Genomic DNA, 20,077 nt, shown 5'->3' on the forward strand with positions numbered 1-20,077 from the left:
GTTTCGATTCTACTTTTGGCTCTATTTCTGACCCGGATGGTCCCGATCGAGCCCCTTGGCGGCAAGCTCAGCCTGATAGGTGGCGAATTTGACATCCGCCTCGGCGCCGAGTTCGGCGAGATAAGTCCATGAGAATATGCCGCTGTCGTGGCGATCGGAGAAGGTCAGCCGTACCGCGTAATTACCGACCGGATCGACCTTGGCGATCATCACGTCGCGCTTGCCGCCGACGGTCTTGCGCTCGGCCTCAGAATGGCCCCGCACCTCGGCCGACGGACTGCAGACACGCAGCAGTTCGGCGCTGATCGTATAGGTGGCACCATCCTCGAAACTGACCGTCAGCGCCTTGCGGTCCTGCGACAGACGGATTTCGGTGGGCCAGATGTCCTTTGCCGCGCTCATGAGCGCACCTGCTGTTGATCCAGCTTGCGAATACGAAACACCAGGGCGCTGTCGCGTTGTATGGTCTCGATCAATTCGTCCCCCGCCTCGCGAACCACGTTCGGCACGTCGATTGCCGCCATTGGATCGGTGCACGTGACCTCGATTTCATGCCCTGGCGTCAGGCGGCGCAGCGCCTTGCGGGTGCGCAGCGCCGGCATCGGGCATTTCAAGCCGCTCAAATCAAGCAGATGCGAGGTCATGAGGTTGACATGGCAGCGGCGGGCGCGGCGGTCAACTTGCTATGGGTTTGGCGAAGCGCCGCACCAGATCGGCGACGGCCTCGATATCGTCGAGCGCCACGACCGGCCGGCCGGTGTCCGCAAGGGCGGTGTCTGCCGCGATGGCCACGACATGAGGATCGTCGGGATAGAGCGATGGTTTGCCGTTTGCCGCCCGAAAAACCTCGATTTTCGGCACATGCGCGGTTTTGAACCCCTCGATCAGCACCAGATCGACCGGGCTCATCCGCGCCAAAAGTTCTTCCAGCGGCGGCTCATCGCCCTGAATTTCGTGCATCAGCGCCCAGCGCGAACCGGAGATGACGAGCACTTCGCCAGCCCCAGCCTGGCGATGGCGCCAGGAATCCTTCCCCGGCGTATCGAGTTCGACCTTGTGGTGGACATGCTTGATCGTCGAAACGCTGAGGCCTCCTGCCCGCAGTGCCGGGATCACCCGCTCGATGAGCGTCGTCTTGCCCGCCCCGCTCCACCCGGCAAATCCGATTGCTTTCATATTCTTCCCGTAACCGGCAGCGGCGCGAGCGGCAAGGCGGTGGCGTCGGCGACGAACCGGCTTGGACGGCTAAAGGTGGGGATACGTTGGCTTCGCCGGGCCAATCTCAAACGGCAAACAACTTCGGAAAAGACTGCTTCACGATTTCCGAAAAACCAGAACCTGGCTCAGCAAGAGCTTGAAGCGCCGCCAGGGTTCTGCCCGCTGCCCCGTCAAACTCAATTGTCGTGGTATTCAGATCATTCCCGTCAAACGAGAAGACATCCTTCCCGGCGAAAACCAGTGTGCAGTTCTCAAATTTGCAATTGGAAAAGTGCCTTCCGTCGATATTCACACGCTGCCCTTTGAATACCTTACCGGTGATCTTTTCCACGTGCCGCGGCTCCCCTTAAGTCCTGCGGCAAGATTAGCTCAGAAACTGAATCGAAAACAATTACTTGGCATCCTCATCTCGGGGCCTTCGACTCTCCCATTTGCATGGGCTCGTCTTGCCCTCCCCGCTCGCGATTAGTTTGTGGGAGCAAGCTCCCAGGTGGCCGACATCGTGGCCTTTACGGTGACCTCTCCAGGCTCCAACGGGATGGGCGCACCTAGCGGATTCGGCGTCGGCGCCCTTCGTGGCAAATCGGCATAGCCTTCGGGCTCGACCGGCGGCGCACCTTCGTAAACAGCAACCAGACGTCCCAACTTCACGTTCAAGGTCGCGGCATAGGATTCGGCCTGTGTCCGGGCTTTGCGCAGAGCTTCGTTATTGAGGGCCAGTTGCCGCTCCTCTCGCTTCTCCAGAAGGAAGTCTGTACCGTCATATTCGTTCGCCCCTTTATCGAGCGCCAGCCGCACGAGAGCGCCCGCCTTGTCGATATCTCGGACCTGAATGCTGAAATGATGTTGCGCGACGAAGCCGCGGGGCTTGCGCGAGATTTCCCGTCGGTCCGGCCCATATTCGATGTCGTAGTTGCGCGCTACACTCGAATTCGTAGTCCGAATGTCGAGATCTGCGATCCTCTGCCCACGTAAAGCCAAGACGACTGCGCCCGCTATACGAGAGGTTTCATCGGTCGCTTCTTTTGCACTCGGACGCTCGATGCGTATGCCCAAACGAATGCGCGCGATATCCGGCTTCTCCCGCGCGGCGGCTGTCCCCGTAATCGTAATTTGGGGAAACGTATCTTTCGAGACGGTTGCGATGGTTTGCGCCTTCACCGCGACGGATGCGCTGAGCGAAGCCAGCAAAGCTGCACCTAAAACGGAAAGCTTGAGCGACGTCATGTTTGTCTCACCCTTCTGAGGACGAACAAATGTCGCGATCATCTATGGCGGCTTTGTGCCGTCTTTTCTCCTGAGCGCAAATGTTATCACTGGTAAGATTCTGTCATCTCAGCGAAAAAGAACGGTCCCCACGCCGCCCGAAGATGAGAGAATGCACTGGCTTCTGAAACAGGAGCCCCCATTTGCAATCCTCCGATCGTTCCTATTTAGGTCAGAGAGCAAACGGCTGTGTCTGACTGGAGCCCATCTTGGCCATTACCGAAGCTGATATCCGCGCCGCGCTCGCCCATGTGGCCCTGCCTGACGGCTCGCCGCTCTCCGCCTCCGGTCGGCTGACCAATATCGTCGCCCGCGAGGGCAAGGTGATTTTCGCCATTTCCGTGTCGCCCGAGGAAGCCAGAGCCTTCGAGGGCGTGCGCATGGCGGCCGAGCGCGCCGCCGGCGCCCTGCCCGGCGTCACCCAGGTTCTCGTCGGCCTCACCGCCGAAAAGGCTGCGGCGCCGCGCGCACCCGATGACGAGACGCGGCTGCGGCCGTCGAAACCGTCTCCGGCCACCACCCGGGCCGCCGGCATTCCCGGCGTGCACCACATCATCGCGGTGGCCTCCGGCAAGGGCGGTGTCGGCAAATCGACCACCGCCTGCAATCTGGCGCTCGGCCTGGCGGCAACCGGCCTCAAGGTCGGCATGCTTGACGCCGATATTTACGGCCCGTCGCAGCCCAAACTCTTCGGCCTCACCGGCAAGCCCGCGATCGATGGCAACCGCAAAATCATCCCGCACGAAAAGTTCGGCATCAAGGTGATGTCGATTGGCTTCCTGGTCGATGAATCACAGGCGATGATCTGGCGCGGCCCGATGGTCATGTCGGCGATCACCCAGCTGCTGCGCGATGTCGCCTGGGGTGAACTCGATGTTTTGGTCGTCGACATGCCGCCAGGTACAGGCGACGCCCAGCTCACCTTGGCTCAGCAGACGCCGCTCGCCGGCGCTGTCATCGTCTCGACGCCGCAGGATCTTGCCTTGATCGACGCGCGACGCGGCGTCGCCATGTTCGAGAAGGTCAATGTGCCCGTGCTCGGCGTGGTCGAAAACATGGCGACCTTCTGCTGCCCGAACTGCGGCCATATCTCGCCGATCTTCGGCCATGGCGGCGCGCGGCGCGAAGCCGAAAAGCTCGGCGTGCCCTTCCTCGGCGAAATCCCGCTGCATATGGAAATTCGCGAGACCTCCGACGAGGGCCGCCCGGTGGTCGCCACCGCGCCCGAAGGACCGCATGCCAAAGCCTATCTGGCGGTGGCGCAAGCGGTGGCCGCCGCGCTCTCTGGCAAGGCCGCCAATCGCGCGGCGCCGCGCATCGTTATTGAGTGAGCCTGGCATGAACACGTCGGCGGTCTGCGCCGTGGTGCTGGCCGGCGGCCAGGCACGGCGCATGGGGGGCGAGAAAGCCTTCGCCACATTAGCAGGCAAGCCGCTCATCGCCCATGTGATTGCGCGGCTCGCGCCGCAATGCCACGCGGTGGCGATCAACAGCAACGACGACCCGGCGGGCTTCCAAGCCTTCGCCCTGCCTGTTCTCGCCGACACCGTGCCGGATTTTCCCGGCCCTCTCGCCGGCATTCTCGCCGCCATGGACTGGTGCGCGACGACCTACCCTGACGATACCTATGTGCTGACCGCACCGGTCGATTGCCCGTTCCTGCCCGATGATTTGGCGAAGCGGCTCTGGAACGCGCGTGACGACATGGACATCGTCGTTGCTGGCAGCGGCGAGCATCTGCATCCGACAGTGGCGTTGTGGCGCGTTGCTTTGCGCGAGGATCTGCGCGCGCACCTGATATCTGGCGGCACGCGCCGGCTCGTCACCTGGATCGAGCGCTATCGACACAAACAGCTCGACTGGCCGACGGAACCCTTCGACCCGTTTTTCAATGCCAACACGCCAGACGATCTGAACGACGCCATCCTCCGGCTGCGCTGAAATAATCTGGTTGAAGCAAGCGGCGCTGGATTGCGGCGCTTCGTCCGCATTGACGGCGTGACGTCGGATCTCCGACGATGACGCGCTATCCTGGCGAGCTTGTTCAACACCGCCGCTTGTTTCCTTCAAAACGTGAAACGCTCCTGGTCTTGAGGGAGCAATCCGTCCGCCTGTCAGCGGGATCATGAAGCGAACGTGGCGGCCTCGTTCATTGCTTTTTTTGCAATTGGTAGCTGAGGCGCTCGACAGCCGCACAGACGCTTCCTAGAAACCCAATCTTAGAATTAGAAGAATGAGGATAGCCCATGCGTTCCGATCTGAATGAAATTCTCACCCGTGTCGGCCCTGGCACAAAGATGGGTGAATTGTTTCGCAGGTTCTGGCTTCCGGCGTTGCTTGAAGAGGAAGTCGCCAAGCCAGATGGACCGCCTGTTAAGTTTCGCATTCTGGGCGAAGACCTCGTCGCCTTCCGCGATACCGAAGGCAAGGTCGGCGTTATCGACGCCTATTGCGCGCATCGGCGCGCCGGCCTCGAATACGGACGCAACGAGGAGTGCGGCCTGCGCTGCGTCTATCACGGCTGGAAATTCAGCGTGACCGGCGAGTTGCTCGATGCGCCATCCGAGCCCCCAAGCCGCCTCGACCAAGTGAAAAAGACAGTGAAGATTACGGCCTATCCAACCCATGTCGCCGGCGGCGCCGTATGGGTCTACATGGGGCCCCCGGAAGCCAAGCCGCCATTTCCCGCGTTCGAATGGACGCGCTTTCCGGCATCGCAGAGCGCCATCATCAAACGCTATCAGCCGTGCAACTACGCCCAGGCGCTCGAGGGCGGTATCGATTCAGCGCATATTTCTTTCCTGCATCGCGACCTCAAAGATCTCGCAAAGGCCGGTCAGCCTGTCGCAAATGCAGGTCAGCCTCGCTCTACCCATGCACGTTATGCTGGTGGCTGCCAGTACCCCGAATTCTCGGTCGACGAGACCGACTATGGCTTGCGCATCATGGCCCGTCGCTATCTCGACGACGCGGACAAGGACTACTGGCGTGTGACGCAATTCATGCTGCCATGTTTTCAAATGGTCCCGCCCACTCTGGAGAAGGGCGAATTCATCGCCAATCCCACATATGGCAATATCTGGGTGCCCATCGATGACTACAACACTTGGAACTGGGGCTTTAGTTCCGATGTCGAAGCGCTCAGCGAACGCCAGCGGATCTTCATGGGCAAATCCGGCATCTGGGGCGAATTGCACGATGATTTCACCGCGGCTCAAAATCTGTCGAACAAGTTCGAATGGAGCCAGGAGCGTCAGCGCAGCGTGAACTATTCAGGCATCGCCGGTGTGCGAAATCAAGATGCGGCCGTGGTCGAAAGCATGGGCCCGCTGGTCGATCGCAGTAAGGAAAATCTTGGCCACTCGGATTCGGCCATCATTCGCTTCCGTCGCCAGATTATCGCGCTCGCCAATGCTTTGGCTGATGGCAAGGAGCCGCCCATGCCCCACCGTCCGGAGTTGTTCAACATCCGCTCCTTTTCAACACTTCTCGAGAAAGATGTGCACATCCGCGAGCAGGCGCCGCTTCTGGAGGCTGGCGCACCGCTTTAACGGCGCGCCAACGCTTGATCGAATTGTGAGCGCGGCCAGGCATTCAACAGCCGCCGCGCTCACCCAACGAGCGGGTTCAGCCCGTGCAGGTACGAATGAACTCGAGGGCGACCTTGGCGAAGTCGTCGTCCTTGCTGCCCATGCTGGCGACCGTCGAGAAATGGTTGTGGCCGTCGAAGCAGCGGATGCGTGGGCTCTTGCCGTCGCGCAAGGTCAGCGCATGGGCCATCTCGAAGCCCGGCGTGATCAGATGCTGCGGATCATATTCGGCGATGGAGACGGCAACCGGCACTTTGCTCTGCGCCACGTAGTGGATCGACGAACGACGATCGAACTGGCCCGTGTCGGTGCCGAAATAGGCCAGCACATTGTCGCGGCTCTCGTCCTTGCGCACTTCGTAAGGGCCGCTTGAGAGCATGCCGCCGGCGACGATCTCGCCGCCCTTGATATCGGGATCGAACAGGAAGGTCGCCACATGGGCGGCGCCAGCTGAATGGCCCATGATGACGATCTTGTTGGGATCGCCGCCGAATTCGCTGGCATGGGCTCTCACCCATTTCACCGCGCTTTCGATGTCCTTAGCGGCGGACGGCCATTTCGCTTCCGGCGCCAGGCGATAATTGGCGACGACGCCAACCATGCCTTCGCGCGCCACGCAGCCGCCGATATTGCCGTAGAACACCGGATCGGAGCGCTTGTCGCCGCCGACGAAACCGCCGCCGGGAATGTAGATGAAGACGGGCTTGCCGGTGCCGCCGGCTTTCCAATAGACGTCGAGCTTCTGGCGCTCATGATCGCCATAGGCGATGTCGAGCTTCATTTCGACACCGTTCATCACGCCGTCGACGAGCGGCGCGTAGAGCTTACGGATCGTAGACGCATTTTCTGGCGCGGCATTCTGCCCGAGCGGCGGAATGGCCTTGCGGATATCATCAGGCATTGAAGTCATAGACAGAACTCTCCTTGAAAAACTTTCCGGAAACTTATTCGGCGGCCGCTTTGGTTGGCTGCGGCATACGATCCTTGAAATAGGGCAGAACTTCCTTGGCGATGGCGATCTGGTTTTCCTGCACCATCTGATGCGGCATGGTGCCGAACTGGGTCTTGGTGAGGGAAATACCAAAGCCTGCCATATCCTGATACTGCGCCAGCTTCTCGCGCACCGTGTTCGGGCTACCGACGATGACGATGCCGCGCGCGATCATGTCTTCGGCCGTCGAGCGGCCCGTCATGAAGCTTTTCAACGCGCGCATGCGCTTGATCGATTCCACGCTGGTATAACCCGGCGGCGCCATCATCACCGGATCGCGGGTGAGGAATTCATTGGCATAGGCTTCGAGATGCGGACGTACATCACGCAGCGCCTTCTCGTCGCTCTCGGCGACATAGATCGCATTCGACCAGGCGAATTGTTCTGGCGTCGCTTGATAGCCAAACTTGTCGGCCTCCTCGCGATAGAGCCTGAAAGTCTGTGCCACGGAAGCAATCGGCGCCAGCGTCTGGCAATAGGTGTATCGGTGCTGCGCCGCCCAGCGAATGGTCGAGAGAGAACCCGACGAGGGCGTGAAGATAGGCGGATGCGGATCCTGATAGGGCTGCGGCCATGGGTTCACATATTTGAACTTGTAATATTTGCCCTCGAAGGCAAACGGCCCCGGCCGCGTCCAGGCCTGGATGATCAGGTCATGCGCCTCCAGGAAACGCTCCTGCGATTCCGCCGGGTTCATGCCCATGGTGTGATATTCGACGCCGATGCCGCGCACGAAGCCGGCGATGAAGCGGCCGCGCGTTAGATTGTCGAGGATGGCGAATTCTTCGGCTATCGTCAGCGGATTGCTGACGAGCGGCAGAGCGCGACCGAGGATCGCCAGCTTGCCGTTCTTGATGCGTCGCGCCAGTGCGCCGGCCAGAACGCCAGGTGCCGGCATCATGCCATAGGCGGTCTGATGATGCTCGTTGACGGCGACGCCATCGAAACCAATCTCGTCGGCGAATTCGAGCTGGTCGAGATATTCGTGATAGAGATCGGCGCCCTTTTTTGGATCGTAATAGCTGTTCGGATAGGTCATCCATGACGTGCCGAGACGCTTGATCGCTTCAAGATCGGCATGGGCATAGGGCATCAGGTGGAAGTTGAAGATTTTCATGCGGCGGCCCTCTCGGCGGCGGCGAAATCGGAAATGAGACGCACGAACTCGGCTGGCTTCTCGATCGGCGGCACGTGTCCGCAAGCGGCGATGATTTCCACCTGCGCGCCGGGAATGATTTTGCCCCATTCCTGCGCATAGGCTTGCGGCAACAGACGGTCCTCGGCGCCCCAGACGATCAAGGTCGGCACGTCGATGCGATGCAGCCATTTGCGCAAATGCGGATCATAGCCACGTGGCTGCCAGGTGGTTTGGGCGATGACAACCTGATTGTTCAGGCGCATGTCCTCGCTCTCCGGCGTGAGCCGCCGCGCTGTCTCGGCCTCGGCCAGTTTCGGATCATGGAAGAGATCGGCGATCGCCTGCTCTTCCGTGCACAGGAAGGTGTCGAGGGTCGGCACGCCATCGAGCCAGAGGCCTTGGGCGTCGACCAAAGTGAGCGAGGCAATACAGCGGGTGTCGCGCGTGGCGAGTTCCGCCGCGATCCAGCCACCCATGCCGTGGCCGACAAGATGGACATCCTTCAGGTCCAGCCGATCGAGGAGATCGAGATAGAAATTGGAATAGTCGGCGATGCGATCGAGCCATTTCGGCTTCGGCTGGCCGCCGAAACCAGGATGTTCCGGCACGATCACGTCGAAGCGGCGCGCCAGTTCGTCGAGATAGGGCTGCCAGTCGTCGGATGCATCCGTGCCCCGTAGAAACACCAGTGGCGTTCCCTGCCCGGCGCGCAAAACCTTGATGCGGCAGTCGTCGAGATCGATGTGGCTCTCTACCGGCGACACGTTTCCTCCCCGTGTTCGTTATCGCGCTGGCGCGCGTGCGACCTTTATAGTCACGCTTGGGCTGATGGTTCAACTAGGGCGGCCAACGATCAATCGTCGCCGGCCTTCCGTTCATCGCTCCCTGCTATTTGAAATAGCCCAGGATCAGCAAAACCATCGTGACAGTCACGGCGCCGCCGATGCGCGTGGCGATCTGCGCGAAGGGCATCAGCTGCATGCGATTGGCGGCTGTGAGGATCGCCACATCGCCGGTGCCGCCCTGCCCACTGTGGCAGGCATTCACGACGGCGGTTTCGATCGGATACATGTTCATGTAGCGCCCGATGACGAAGCCGCTCGCCACCATGGTCACCACAGTCGACACGATGGTGATGATATTAGCGAGGTGAAAGGCCGCCACCAACTTGTCCCACGGGGTCATCGCCACGCCGATGGCAAACAGCAGCGGATAGGTCATGTTGGTGCGCACGAACTCATAGACCACCATGCCGCCCTGTTCGAGTTGCGGCGACACCGCGCGCGACAGTTTCGCCAGAACGGCGAAGAACAGCATCGCCACCGGCGCTGGCAAGCCGATTAGATGGTAACTCATCACGCCGAGCAGATAGAGCGTCAGCGCCGTCAGGCCGGCGGCGGCAATGGTTCCGACATCGACATGGCCGACATCGTGTTTCGGGCCCTCGTCCCCGTCATCGATCGGCGGGGCGGTATCCTCGCCTGTATGCGGCTGCAACCGGCCGTTGCCGGTGAGCGACGGATATTTCTTGCCGACGAAATTCAGCGCACCGGCCAGCAGGATCGCGGTCAAACTGCCCAGCATCACCGGCGGCAGCACCTGCGCGAAAACCTCGCCTTGCGATACGCCGGTCAGCGCCGCATAGCCGATCGAAAGTGGGATCGCCCCCTCGCCGACACCGCCGGCCATGATCGGCGCCACCACGTAAAAGAAGGTGTGATGAGCGCCCAGGCCAAGGGCCGTTCCGACGACCGTTCCGACGATCGCCGCCAGGACGGAGCCGATCGCGAGCGGTACGAAGACTTTCAGGAAGCCGCGGATCAGCACATCGCGATCCATGGAAAAGATACTGCCGACGATGATCGAGGCGATGAAAAGATAGAGAAAGTTGGTCGAGGCGGTGAAGTCGATAATCGACTTTTCCATCTTCGCTGGAATGAGATGATAAAAAACCAGCGCCGAGGGAATGAAGGTGGCGAAAATGGCGCCCGCGCCGATGCTGCGCAGAACCGGCAGACGCTTGCCGATTTCGGCACAGGTGAAGCCTCCGACCACCAGGACGACGATCATCGTCGGTCCGTCGGACTTCATCTCGCCGGTATAGGACAGGGCGGCGATCAACAGGATCAGAAGCACGTAGATCGGAACCGGGATGATCCCAATCCGCAGATTGACCACCCGCCACCAGCCTTCAGGCCAGAAACGCCGCGCGATGTCAGGAGCGCTAGCCGGCGCTTCCGCGACGCCGGATACGGGGGATGCCAGTCCGCCAACCTCATGAGGTGACATGCCCGCCTCCTCCTATTTCTGCCCTACACGTCTCCCATTGGCGCCGGAACCCGCGCCCCTGTCAACAAGCGGACGGCGATGCCGCCGTCCGCCGTTTTCCAGAGGCAAGGTTCCTAAGATAATCAGCCGACGATTTGACCGACATAGGGTCGCCCGGCGCGCTTGCACCAGTTCTCCCACGCCCGTTCCCAGGTATAGGACGACATTCCAGCCAGGATGCGCTCGACCTCGCCTTCGGTCAGATATTTGATCTGGCCCAAGGGCATCGACTCGCGGATCAGCTTGGCGTTGAGTTCGAGCTGGATCGCGGTGAACACCGACAGTCGGATGTTGCGGGTCGCGACCACGCAGCCATGGCCGCGCATCAGCGCCGTGATGCCGTCGCCGAGCGTGCGCACGAGGTCGCGGCCCATGACCATATCGGCGACGAGCAGATTGGTGTCGCCGAACTTATCGCTGGAATCCCAGATCGGCACGTCTTTGCCGATGGCCGAGCAGATGTGCATGATCGGCTTCATCCGCCAGCCGGTGACACCATAGGGAATGATGCTGGCCGCGTGGCTATGAATGATCGCATGCACATCGGGGCGCGCTTCGTAGATGGCGCCATGGATGAACCGTTCGAGATAGGGCTTGCGATCGCCTGGGCTCACCGCCGTGCCATCGAGATCGAAGGTCATGATGTCCGCTTCCTCGATGCAATCGGGAGCACGGGCGCGCGACAGCAGATATTGCTGCGGATTGTCCGGGTTGCGGGCGCTGATATGGCCGAAGGAATCGAGAATATTCTCGCGGGCAAGAACGCGATTGGCCGTGACGAGATCTTCGATCACGGCGGTAAGGCCGGTCATCCTGTCCTCCCAAGATTTCGTTAGGTGTTGTCCCGACCGGTTTCGTCGACCAGGTCGTCGTCGTCAACCGCGAAATTGGCGCGGATCCGCCGCAGCATGTCACTTAGCTGTTGTCGTTCAGCATTCGTGAAGCCGGCCAATGCCTGGTCCGAATTATCTTCAATCAACGGCAGGACAACGGAGCGCAGCCGTTGTCCTTCCTCGGTGAGCTCGATGTTGCGTTTGCGACTGTCGGTGGGACATGGGGTACGCACGATCAGGCCCTGGTTTTCGAGCTGCGCGACGACACCAACAATGGTCGGGCCGGTCAGGCAGCTACGCCGGGCGATTTCCGATTGCGTCAGACTGTCCGCGTCCCAGAGAACACGCAATACGGAGAATAAGCCATTGCGCAGCCCATGGAGCGCCAATGTGCGATCGAACTCACGCGCCACGGCGCGACGCGCGTCCCATAAGAGAAAACCAACCGTCTCGTCGCGGGGCGTGAAAGGGCCGGCCATCGAACGCGTCGTCAATTTCTCGCTGCCATCGGCCCGCAGATTACGTTCGGACATTCCCGTTCCCAAGTCTGATTTGAAACCGGCTCGTCGCAGGGGGCATGGCCATAAGCCTATGCCTACTCAGCCAGCGTGACCTCAGGAACAGCGCCCACACGCGGTCCACCCGGCCTTTGACTTCCTCCCGCGCCGATGTCGGCGTCATTGTTGTCAGGCAATGCTAGCAGCGAACCGTCTGTAAAGCCAATTGATGAATCAGCAACGCAATGTGGACGTGGCAAGGTTTGCGGCAGGGTTTTACATGCGAAGCGCTGTAATCACAGACACATGCGCGCCCCATCAGCGACAGGGCGCGCGCGTTTCTAAGAGAGGATTACTGCAGGCGTTCCAGCGCCGCCTTCAATTTAGCGATGCGCGAGAGCGCCTCTTCGCGCCGCTCGCGATTTTCCTCAACCACTTCTTCGGGCGCACGGCGCACGAAATCGGCGTTATTGAGTTTGCCATCGACCCGGCGGACTTCGCCTTCTTCCTTGGCGATCTCCTTCGTGAGACGAACTTTCTCAGCAGCAAGATCGACAACGCCGGCGAGCGGCAAGGCTGCGACGACGCCACGCACGATCATCTGCGCCGATTCCGGCGGCGGTGCATCGGCGAAGGAAATATCCGAGAGACGCGCCAGACGCTTGATCATCGCGTCCCACGCCCCTGCCCGTCGCCGCACTTCCGCATCGGCGCCTGTGAGGACAAGCGGCATTTGCGCGCCAGCCGGCACGTTCATCTCGGCGCGCACCGAGCGCACTTCCGACACGAGGTCGACAACGAAACCGATCTCGGCTTCCGCCGCATCATCGCCGGCGGTGACGTTGGTGGGCCAGGCCGCCAGGGCCAACACGCTCTCGCGCTTGGGACCTTCCGCCCCTTTGATCGCCCACAACTCTTCGGTGATGAAGGGCATGAACGGATGCAGCAGTTTGGCGATTTCGTCGATCACATAGGCGGTGGTGGCGCGCGTCTCCGTCTTGGCCGCGCTGTCGTCGTCAGCCTGCAACACCGGCTTGCCCAGTTCGAGATACCAGTCGCAGAAAATGTTCCAGACGAAGCGATAGACCGCCGCCGCCGCTTCGTTGAAGCGATAGGATTCGATCGCCGTGGTGACTTCACCGGTGGCCCGCGCCAATTCGCCGATGATCCACTTGTTCAACGTCTCCTGCACGGTCGCCGGATCAAAACCAGCGACACGGGCACAGCCGTTCATCTCGGCGAAACGCGAGGCGTTCCAGAGCTTGGTCGCGAAATTGCGATAGCCCTCGACACGTTGCGTCGCCAGCTTGATGTCGCGCCCCTGCGCCGCCATGGCGGCCAGGGTGAAACGCAGCGCATCGGCGCCATAGGTGTCGATGAGGTTCAGCGGATCGATAACGTTGCCCTTCGACTTCGACATCTTGGCGCCCTTCTCGTCGCGGACGAGAGCGTGCATGTAGACATCGCGGAAGGGAATTTCGCCCATGAAATGCAGGCCCATCATCATCATCCGGGCAACCCAGAAGAAGATGATGTCGAAGCCGGTGACGAGCACGCTTGTCGGATAGAAGCGCTTGGCGAAGGTCTCGTCTTCGCCGGGCCAGCCGAGCGTCGAGAACGGCCACAGAGCCGAAGAGAACCAGGTATCGAGCACATCCTCGTCGCGGGTCAGCAATGTCTTCCACTGGTCCGGATCCTGTGCGATCCGGCCGGCCTCGACATCGTCATAGACCTCGCGCGTCACCGCATCGGCGAGCGCCTGCGTGACAGCCTCTTCCTCGGTCTCGGCAACATAGACACCGCCCCAAGCCGAATACCAGGCCGGGATCTGATGGCCCCACCAGAGCTGGCGCGAAATGCACCAGGGTTGAATGTTCTCAAGCCATTCGAAGAAGGTCTTCTCCCAATTCTTCGGCACGAATTGGGTGCGCCCGTCGCGCACGGCAGCGATCGCCGGCTGCGCCAGGGTCTTGGCATCAACATACCATTGATCGGTCAGCCACGGCTCGATCACCACGTTGGAGCGATCGCCGTGCGGCACGGTATGCGCGTTCGGCTCGATCGCCGGACACAGGTTGCGCTCCTGCATCATCGCAACGATGAGCTTGCGCGCCTCGAAGCGATCCTTGCCGTCCAGCGCCAGGACCGCATCGAGATCGGCGCTCTCGGGCACGCCTTCGAGGAAGTCGGCATTGTCGCGCAGGGTGAGCTTGGCTTCCTGATCGAAAATGTTGATGAGCGGCAGATCGTGCCGCCTGCCGACCTCGAAATCGTTGAAGTCATGGGCCGGCGTGATCTTCACCGCGCCAGTGCCCTTCTCCGGATCAGCATAGGTATCGGCAACGACAGGGATGGTGCGGCCGACCAGCGGCAGCACCACACGACGGCCGATGAAATGACCGAGCTTCACATTGTCTGGATGCACCGCGACCGCGGTGTCCCCCAGCATGGTCTCCGGCCGCGTCGTCGCCACGGTAATGAAGGTCAGTGGATTTTCCGGATCGTAGATCGCGTCTTCGACCGGATAGTTGAAGTGCCAGAGATTGCCCTTGGTCTCGACCTGCACCACTTCAATATCGGAAACGGCGGTCAGCAGCTTCGGGTCCCAATTGACCAGCCGCTTGTCCTTGTAGATCAGGCCCTGACGATGCAGTTCGACGAACACTTTGACGACGGCCTTCGACAGGCCCTCGTCCATGGTGAAGCGCTCGCGGCTCCAGTCGCAGGAGGCGCCCAAGCGCTTCAGCTGGTTGACGATGGTGCCGCCGGATTCGGCTTTCCATTCCCAGACACGGGCGAGGAAGGCTTCGCGGCCCATGTCGCGTCGACCCGGCTGCTGGCGTTCGGCGAGTTGCCGCTCGACCACCATCTGCGTGGCGATGCCAGCATGGTCGGTGCCCGGCTGCCACAACACATCCTTGCCGCGCATGCGCTCGAAGCGGGCCAGAATGTCCTGCAGCGTATTGTTGAGGGCATGCCCCATATGTAGGGAGCCCGTGACATTGGGCGGCGGAATGACGATTGAGAACGGCGGCGCATCGGCCCGTTCCGGCCGGCCGGCCCGGAAGGCCTGTGCATCGTCCCAGGTCCGCGCGACGCGGTCTTCCACCGCGCCGGGGTCGAATGTCTTGTCCATCATGAAATGCGCTGCTCCGGCTTTCGCCTAGACTATGTCAGGAAAGCCGTCAGAAACAGGGCGATGCCGGCAAAGTCAACCATCGCGTTTTGCGGCTTGACCGGGTCAAACACCTCAAAGACGCGTCAAAATGGATATCCCGGCTAAATTTGCCTTAGCGGCCGCCGCGCGCCGCCCGCTCGATCTCGGCCCGAACCAAGCGTTCGACCAGAGGCGGCAGATTGTCGTCGAGCCATTGCTTCAGCATCGGCCGCAGCAGGTCACGCGCCATATTCTCCATCACGCCTGGATCGCGCAGCAGGACCGATTGCGCCAACGACTGGAAGGCGGTGGCGACACTGGCGTTGGTTTCTGCTGACAACAGCGGCTGAACCGTCGGCTCAGAGCGGATTTTGCGCGGTTCCGTTCTTTGCTCTGTTCTTGGCTCCGTCCTTGGCTCGGAGCGACCCTCATTCACCGTGCGGATGAAGTCCTCGTCGCTGACCCGGCGGATGCGCGGCGGCGGCACCACGGCCGGCTGTTCGACGATCGACGCGCGCAACGGCAGCGCCGCCTCCTCAAGCCAGGACATGTCGTCATCGGCAATTTCGGGTTCGGCGACGACGGGCTCTGCTGCCACCTTGGCTGCGGCGGTGGGCTTGGCAGCGGCGGGCTTGGCGGCAGATACTTCAGGCGATCGAACTTCGGCGGCTGGCGCTTGTGCCGGCGGCGGCTCGACCAGCGTCGGACGGGCCGGACGCGGCGTCAGCGGCAGCACCTGATCATCGGCGATGATGCGCCGGATCGAGGCGAGGATTTCCTCCATCGTCGGATCACTACCGGCCTTGGAAGAGGCCGCAGACTGGGCACTCTGGGGCGCTGGAATCGCATTCATGGCCGGCCGCTTCCTTGTCTCGAACCGTTTCATACTGCGGCGCAGCCTACACGCCCACGTGCCTGGACATCAGCCCGCATGGGGGCTCAAACGCCGCAGCCCACAGAATGATTCGTTGCAAGGATAGATTGATCCGGTCTCAGGGCACCGGCAAGCCCTCTTCACTCAGGAAGCTCTCTTCACCGAGCAGGCGCATCTCCCGCGTCACGGGAGATGCGGTATGTCTTCAGCGCCCGTCCGGCGTCCCGGTGCCGAACCACTTACCCTTCACCTGGTCGTAGTGAATGCTTGGGTTGTAGGTATTGACGCGCAGCCCCAGCGAACTGGCCGAGAGCTGGCCGACCGCCGACACCAGAACGTAGGAATTGACGACGCGATCGCGTTGCGCCGAGATCAGGTTGACGCGCGACTGCAACAGAGCCTGCTGCTGGTTCAACACTTCGACCGTTGTGCGCTGGCCGACCTTGGCTTCCTCACGCACGCCGTTCAGCGCGATCTCAGCGGCGCGGACGGCGGCCTGGGTCGACTGTATGACGCGCGCCGAAGCTTCCCACTGCCCCCAGGCGGAGACGACCTGGGCACGTACTTGATCACGCTGCAAATCGGCCTGCAGACGGGCCTGGCCGAGCAATTCCTTCGACTGGCGAATGGAAGAGTAGCTAAGGCCGCCATCATAGAGCGGCATGGAGAGCGAGCCGACGATGGACGCCTGCGTCGCATGCATGCCGACAATGCCCTGCTGCTCATAGAGACGGTTGACGCTGCCGGTGACACCCACCGTCGGCATCAGCGCCCCTTCGTTGATCTTCACGGCGAGCGCCGCGACATCAACATTGTGCAGGGCCGCCTGGATCAGCGGATGCTCACCCTGGGCGCGGTTGATTGCATCATTGAGCGAACGGGGGACGGCGCGATCGAGCGGACGCGCCGGATCGAGGCTCTTGGCATCGACGCCGATGAACTGCCGATAAGCGGCCAAAGACGTCTGCAGCGTCGCCTGAGAGACGATGGCGTTGGCGCGGCCTTGCTCAAGAGCGGCTTCCGCCTGCGCGACGTCGGTGCGCGTCACTTCGCCGACCTTGAAGCGGTCCTGCGTCAGACGCAGTTGCTCGGCCAGCACCTCGACGTTGTTGTTGTTGAGATTGAGGGTCGCCGTGTCGCGCAACACGTTCATATAAGACGCGGCGGCATTGGAGAGCAGCTGCTGCTCACTCTGGCGCAATTGTTCGCGCGACTGCAAAACCTGCGAGTCGGCCTGGCGCACACCGTTGATGGTGCGATTACCGTTCCAAATATTCTGGGTGACGCTCAGTCCGAACGAGCCGGGGGTCGTATGGGTCTGAATGGGGCGGCCCGTGGCGTTCGAACCTTGAAACGCGGCACCGGCCTGGGCCTGCCCCGTGATCGTCGGCCGATAGCCGGATGTCTGCCGCGGCACGTTCTCGTCAACGGCACGCGTGGCGGCGCGCTGCTGATTGAGATCAGGACTGTTGACGTAGGCGCGCGACAACGCGCCGGAAATTGTTTCCGCACTCACCGGGATAAGCCCCCCGGATGCTGCGACCATCGACAGCGCCAACAACAGGCGCGTCGAGACGCCCCCCAAGACAGGACGCTTCGCCTTCACGTCATACGAACGTTCGACCGACGGAATCAAGATTGACCTCTTTGCCCAAGCGGCGACAGTAACCGCTTCTTTAAGTTTCGCATCGCTAGTTCGTGACAGATTACGACTTTTTAAACGGTCGCGGTTCACCCCAACCGCTATTTTTCCGTGGTGACGCAAAAATGCGACACAAATCACTCATTTAAAAACTAAATACCGCTTTTCGGCGGAACGCGTCGAGCGGCTTGGCGGCGGCATCAAACAGCGTCCGGCTGCCGATCCGCCCGGAATTCTTCTCAAAAACCGTGGCCTTACCGCGCCAACCCGCGGCCCCTTCCGGCAGCACGACGGCATAGAGCCGACCGCCCTCACCCAACTGTCCAAACAGCGCCTCGGGCTCGGCCTCGAGAGCCCCATCGACGATGATCACGTCATAGGGCGCCTGCGCGGCCACGCCGTCGGCCAGAGCGCCGGTGACAGCCTGGACGTTCCCGGCACCGATTCGGGCGAAATTCGCGGTCGCGGCAGCGGTCAGCGCGGCCTCGCTATCGAGGGCGACGACGGTGCCGGCGAGCCGGCTTACCAGGGCGGCGGTGTAACCCGTGCCCGAACTCACCACGAGGACCTTATCCTGCGGCTTGAGGTCGGCAGCCTGTAGCAGGCGGGCCACGATCATCGGCGCGGGCATCGCCCTGCCCTGACCGCCCGGAATGTCCAGCATACGGTCGCTGTAGACGACGGCGGCGGCGACACCCGGCACGAAAACCTCGCGCGGCACTTCAAGCGCCGCTGCCAGGACTTCACGATTGGTGATGTCGAACGTGCGCAACTGGCAATCAACCATCGTCTGCCGCAAGGCTTCGATGGTGGGAACGGCCTGAGGATCCTGCATTTTCAACCCGAGCAATAAGGGGACAGCCTGGTCCGGGCGGGCCCGGACTCAGTACTCTCCCGACTTATAGAGCCGGGTGGGACGCCCTGTCCATGCGCAGGGCGCAAGGGTGCCTGGCGAATGGCTGCGCCAATATGGCTCAGCCAATCAGGCGCGGCCAATCAGGATCAACCCTGACCTTTGAGGCGCGTGTTGCACTGGCTGTAATAGCCACCGCCCTTCTGGATCCATTTCAGGCCGCCGTTGGAATTGTCGACCTTGTTGGCATTGTACTGGTCGAGGCAGGTCTTCTCGCGCTGCTTACCGGCCGAGAGCGTCGAATATTTCGGCGAAACGGCGGTGGGGAAGAGTGCGTTCGAGGCCGGCATGGCATTGGCGGCAGGGGCGCGAGGCGCCGGCGCGGCGGCACTGGCGGTTGGTGCGCGCGAGGCCGGCGCAGCTGCTGCTGGTGCGGGGGCCGGAGCCGCGGCAGGCGTTGCCGCCGGCGCGGAGGCCATGTCCTTACGGCATGAGGACAGAAACTGCGGCCACGTTTGATTGTTGGTGGCGTTGGCGGCCTTGGCAGCCTGCCATTTCTCGCCGCAGGCTTTCATCGCATTGGCTTGCGCCTGGGCGGGAAGATTGGCCGCGAGCGAACCGACAAATACGGTCGCAGCGACCAGACCAAAACAGCTTGCTTTCTTCATCACAAATCTCCCGAGTCTAAGGACCGGTAGGTAAAAGTTCCTCCTTTTTTCCGACACCGTCAACGCGAAACAAAACACCGCAACGCGAAACAAAAAAGCCGGGCTCACGCCCGGCTTGAGTTGCCTCTCTCGGAGGTATCAGCGAGAAACCACCAGGGGAGCGGTCGTTTCCACACCGATATCGACCCATACATTCGGATCCGTCTGCGACTGACGTTTCACGAACTTGTAGGGAATTTGCGTCCACGGCTTCACGTCATCGACCAGATTGTCGAGAATGAACTCGCCCTGGCTCGTCTTGACCGTCAGCACGGCATGGCCCTCGCCGCGCTCATCCTTCACCACGGTCACCAGCAAGCCCTGGCGCGGAAAGCCTTCTTCGATCAGCAGACGGCGCTTGAGCAGAACGAAATCCTCGCAATCGCCGACACCATCGGTCGGATAATCCCAGCGATCGACCACACCCCAATGTTCCTGGTCGGTCTTGGCCTTGATATTGTTGTTCACCCAGCTGTTGATACGCTTCATCAGCTTGGCCGTCTGGGCCGTGTAATTGACGTCGGCCGCCGGTAGGGCTGGCGTCGCGCATTCGCCTGTATAGCGCTTGCAGAAATCGACCCAGCCGTAGGGCACCAGAGTGTCACTGCCGACCGCGATAAAGGAAGACTTGAGCGACTGCGCTTCCGTGGAAGACTGAGTAACCAGATATCCCCCGGCCACAATGGCTGCCGCCACCGCAATCTTAGCAATCGACCTGAACATAACACCGCCCCTGTTTTCTTATGGGGCCAGTGTTGCAAGGCGGCTTTGCTGTCGATTGAAATGAAAAGCGCGCTTTTTACGCGAATACGTTCATATCTACTGGGATCAGCATCAAGTATAACGATCGGTAAGGAGATCAGGTAAAATTCGACGTAACCATACTATCTATTTGATTATACGTATTATTTTTCAGACCTTCGGCCTCGCGCGGCAATCGCTCCAATCCGAGTAAAACTGTATGTATTAACAGCTCGGGGGAA

The 20,077-nt window shown here is 61.2% G+C and carries 20 protein-coding genes; 3 read left to right on the forward strand and 17 right to left on the reverse strand.

Features of this window, described 5'->3' with window-relative positions:
- Positions 1 to 21: 21 nt before the first annotated feature.
- From BLW50_RS07460 to BLW50_RS07480, 5 genes are all read right to left on the reverse strand, one after another.
- Positions 22 to 402, reverse strand: coding sequence for a gamma-butyrobetaine hydroxylase family protein (locus BLW50_RS07460; RefSeq protein ID WP_090699727.1), 381 nt, complete (start codon positions 400 to 402; stop codon positions 22 to 24).
- Positions 399 to 644, reverse strand: coding sequence for a sulfurtransferase TusA family protein (locus BLW50_RS07465; protein ID WP_090699731.1), 246 nt, complete (start codon positions 642 to 644; stop codon positions 399 to 401). Before BLW50_RS07465 ends, BLW50_RS07460 begins: the two co-directional genes overlap by 4 nt.
- A gap of 31 nt (positions 645 to 675) precedes the next feature.
- Positions 676 to 1,176 (reverse strand): molybdopterin-guanine dinucleotide biosynthesis protein B, encoded by a 501-nt coding sequence (gene mobB, locus BLW50_RS07470; protein WP_090699735.1) that lies wholly within the window; start codon positions 1,174 to 1,176, stop codon positions 676 to 678.
- Positions 1,177 to 1,282: 106 nt separating this feature from the next.
- Entirely contained in the window at positions 1,283 to 1,549 is a 267-nt protein-coding gene (locus BLW50_RS07475; RefSeq protein ID WP_090699738.1) for a hypothetical protein, read from the reverse strand.
- 134 nt (positions 1,550 to 1,683) lie between these two features.
- Positions 1,684 to 2,445, reverse strand: coding sequence for an SIMPL domain-containing protein (locus tag BLW50_RS07480; RefSeq protein ID WP_170850036.1), 762 nt, complete (start codon positions 2,443 to 2,445; stop codon positions 1,684 to 1,686).
- A 248-nt stretch (positions 2,446 to 2,693) separates the two neighbouring features.
- Here BLW50_RS07480 and BLW50_RS07485 point away from each other — a divergent pair, with 248 nt between their 5' ends.
- The 3 genes from BLW50_RS07485 (at position 2,694) to BLW50_RS07495 (ending at position 6,035) form a co-directional block, all read left to right on the forward strand.
- Positions 2,694 to 3,815, forward strand: coding sequence for an Mrp/NBP35 family ATP-binding protein (locus BLW50_RS07485; RefSeq protein ID WP_090699744.1), 1,122 nt, complete (start codon positions 2,694 to 2,696; stop codon positions 3,813 to 3,815).
- A gap of 7 nt (positions 3,816 to 3,822) precedes the next feature.
- Positions 3,823 to 4,425: a molybdenum cofactor guanylyltransferase MobA gene (gene mobA, locus BLW50_RS07490; protein WP_090699747.1), complete on the forward strand. Its 603-nt coding sequence runs from the start codon at positions 3,823 to 3,825 to the stop codon at positions 4,423 to 4,425.
- Between the two features lie 305 nt (positions 4,426 to 4,730).
- On the forward strand, positions 4,731 to 6,035 hold the full coding sequence (locus tag BLW50_RS07495; RefSeq protein WP_090699750.1) for a Rieske 2Fe-2S domain-containing protein: 1,305 nt from the start codon (positions 4,731 to 4,733) through the stop codon (positions 6,033 to 6,035).
- A 76-nt stretch (positions 6,036 to 6,111) separates the two neighbouring features.
- Here the strand turns inward: BLW50_RS07495 and BLW50_RS07500 are convergent, their stop codons facing one another.
- The 12 genes from BLW50_RS07500 to BLW50_RS07555 form a co-directional block, all read right to left on the reverse strand.
- On the reverse strand, positions 6,112 to 6,984 hold the full coding sequence (locus BLW50_RS07500) for an alpha/beta hydrolase (protein ID WP_090699753.1): 873 nt from the start codon (positions 6,982 to 6,984) through the stop codon (positions 6,112 to 6,114).
- 34 nt (positions 6,985 to 7,018) lie between these two features.
- A complete protein-coding gene (locus BLW50_RS07505) occupies positions 7,019 to 8,182 on the reverse strand; it encodes an LLM class flavin-dependent oxidoreductase (protein WP_170850037.1) in 1,164 nt (387 codons plus the stop codon).
- The gene (locus BLW50_RS07510) at positions 8,179 to 8,967 is read right to left on the reverse strand and encodes an alpha/beta fold hydrolase (protein ID WP_090699759.1); all 789 of its coding nucleotides are present in this window, start codon (positions 8,965 to 8,967) and stop codon (positions 8,179 to 8,181) included. Before BLW50_RS07510 ends, BLW50_RS07505 begins: the two co-directional genes overlap by 4 nt.
- A gap of 124 nt (positions 8,968 to 9,091) precedes the next feature.
- Entirely contained in the window at positions 9,092 to 10,492 is a 1,401-nt protein-coding gene (locus BLW50_RS07515) for a 2-hydroxycarboxylate transporter family protein (protein ID WP_090699763.1), read from the reverse strand.
- 122 nt (positions 10,493 to 10,614) lie between these two features.
- On the reverse strand, positions 10,615 to 11,343 hold the full coding sequence (locus BLW50_RS07520) for a class II aldolase/adducin family protein (protein WP_090699767.1): 729 nt from the start codon (positions 11,341 to 11,343) through the stop codon (positions 10,615 to 10,617).
- Between the two features lie 20 nt (positions 11,344 to 11,363).
- Complete coding sequence (locus BLW50_RS07525) at positions 11,364 to 11,897, reverse strand: MarR family winged helix-turn-helix transcriptional regulator (protein WP_090699771.1); 534 nt, start codon at positions 11,895 to 11,897, stop codon at positions 11,364 to 11,366.
- Between the two features lie 316 nt (positions 11,898 to 12,213).
- On the reverse strand, positions 12,214 to 15,000 hold the full coding sequence (locus tag BLW50_RS07530; RefSeq protein ID WP_090699775.1) for a valine--tRNA ligase: 2,787 nt from the start codon (positions 14,998 to 15,000) through the stop codon (positions 12,214 to 12,216).
- Positions 15,001 to 15,151: 151 nt separating this feature from the next.
- The gene (locus BLW50_RS07535) at positions 15,152 to 15,871 is read right to left on the reverse strand and encodes a PopZ family protein (protein WP_170850038.1); all 720 of its coding nucleotides are present in this window, start codon (positions 15,869 to 15,871) and stop codon (positions 15,152 to 15,154) included.
- Between the two features lie 226 nt (positions 15,872 to 16,097).
- Entirely contained in the window at positions 16,098 to 17,528 is a 1,431-nt protein-coding gene (locus tag BLW50_RS07540; protein WP_244544160.1) for a TolC family outer membrane protein, read from the reverse strand.
- Positions 17,529 to 17,679: 151 nt separating this feature from the next.
- A complete protein-coding gene (locus BLW50_RS07545; RefSeq protein WP_090699779.1) occupies positions 17,680 to 18,369 on the reverse strand; it encodes a protein-L-isoaspartate O-methyltransferase family protein in 690 nt (229 codons plus the stop codon).
- Positions 18,370 to 18,536: 167 nt separating this feature from the next.
- Positions 18,537 to 19,055 carry a hypothetical protein gene (locus BLW50_RS07550; RefSeq protein ID WP_090699782.1) on the reverse strand — a complete coding sequence of 173 codons (519 nt, stop codon included), beginning with the start codon at positions 19,053 to 19,055 and terminating at the stop codon, positions 18,537 to 18,539.
- A 138-nt stretch (positions 19,056 to 19,193) separates the two neighbouring features.
- Entirely contained in the window at positions 19,194 to 19,817 is a 624-nt protein-coding gene (locus BLW50_RS07555; protein ID WP_090699785.1) for a transglutaminase-like cysteine peptidase, read from the reverse strand.
- Between the last annotated feature and the right edge of the window lie 260 nt (positions 19,818 to 20,077).

The organism is Beijerinckia sp. 28-YEA-48 (assembly GCF_900104955.1).
GTDB lineage: Bacteria > Pseudomonadota > Alphaproteobacteria > Rhizobiales > Beijerinckiaceae > Terripilifer.

Coding starts and splice junctions, on each gene's coding strand:
- BLW50_RS07460 (WP_090699727.1), bottom strand. CDS start 402: ATGAGCGCGGCAAAGGACATCTGGCCCACCGAAATCCGTCTGTCGCAG.
- BLW50_RS07465 (WP_090699731.1), bottom strand. CDS start 644: ATGACCTCGCATCTGCTTGATTTGAGCGGCTTGAAATGCCCGATGCCG.
- mobB (WP_090699735.1), bottom strand. CDS start 1,176: ATGAAAGCAATCGGATTTGCCGGGTGGAGCGGGGCGGGCAAGACGACG.
- BLW50_RS07480 (WP_170850036.1), bottom strand. CDS start 2,445: ATGACGTCGCTCAAGCTTTCCGTTTTAGGTGCAGCTTTGCTGGCTTCG.
- mobA (WP_090699747.1), top strand. CDS start 3,823: ATGAACACGTCGGCGGTCTGCGCCGTGGTGCTGGCCGGCGGCCAGGCA.
- BLW50_RS07495 (WP_090699750.1), top strand. CDS start 4,731: ATGCGTTCCGATCTGAATGAAATTCTCACCCGTGTCGGCCCTGGCACA.
- BLW50_RS07500 (WP_090699753.1), bottom strand. CDS start 6,984: ATGACTTCAATGCCTGATGATATCCGCAAGGCCATTCCGCCGCTCGGG.
- BLW50_RS07505 (WP_170850037.1), bottom strand. CDS start 8,182: ATGAAAATCTTCAACTTCCACCTGATGCCCTATGCCCATGCCGATCTT.
- BLW50_RS07515 (WP_090699763.1), bottom strand. CDS start 10,492: ATGTCACCTCATGAGGTTGGCGGACTGGCATCCCCCGTATCCGGCGTC.
- BLW50_RS07520 (WP_090699767.1), bottom strand. CDS start 11,343: ATGACCGGCCTTACCGCCGTGATCGAAGATCTCGTCACGGCCAATCGC.
- BLW50_RS07525 (WP_090699771.1), bottom strand. CDS start 11,897: ATGTCCGAACGTAATCTGCGGGCCGATGGCAGCGAGAAATTGACGACG.
- BLW50_RS07530 (WP_090699775.1), bottom strand. CDS start 15,000: ATGATGGACAAGACATTCGACCCCGGCGCGGTGGAAGACCGCGTCGCG.
- BLW50_RS07535 (WP_170850038.1), bottom strand. CDS start 15,871: ATGAATGCGATTCCAGCGCCCCAGAGTGCCCAGTCTGCGGCCTCTTCC.
- BLW50_RS07545 (WP_090699779.1), bottom strand. CDS start 18,369: ATGCAGGATCCTCAGGCCGTTCCCACCATCGAAGCCTTGCGGCAGACG.
- BLW50_RS07550 (WP_090699782.1), bottom strand. CDS start 19,055: ATGAAGAAAGCAAGCTGTTTTGGTCTGGTCGCTGCGACCGTATTTGTC.
- BLW50_RS07555 (WP_090699785.1), bottom strand. CDS start 19,817: ATGTTCAGGTCGATTGCTAAGATTGCGGTGGCGGCAGCCATTGTGGCC.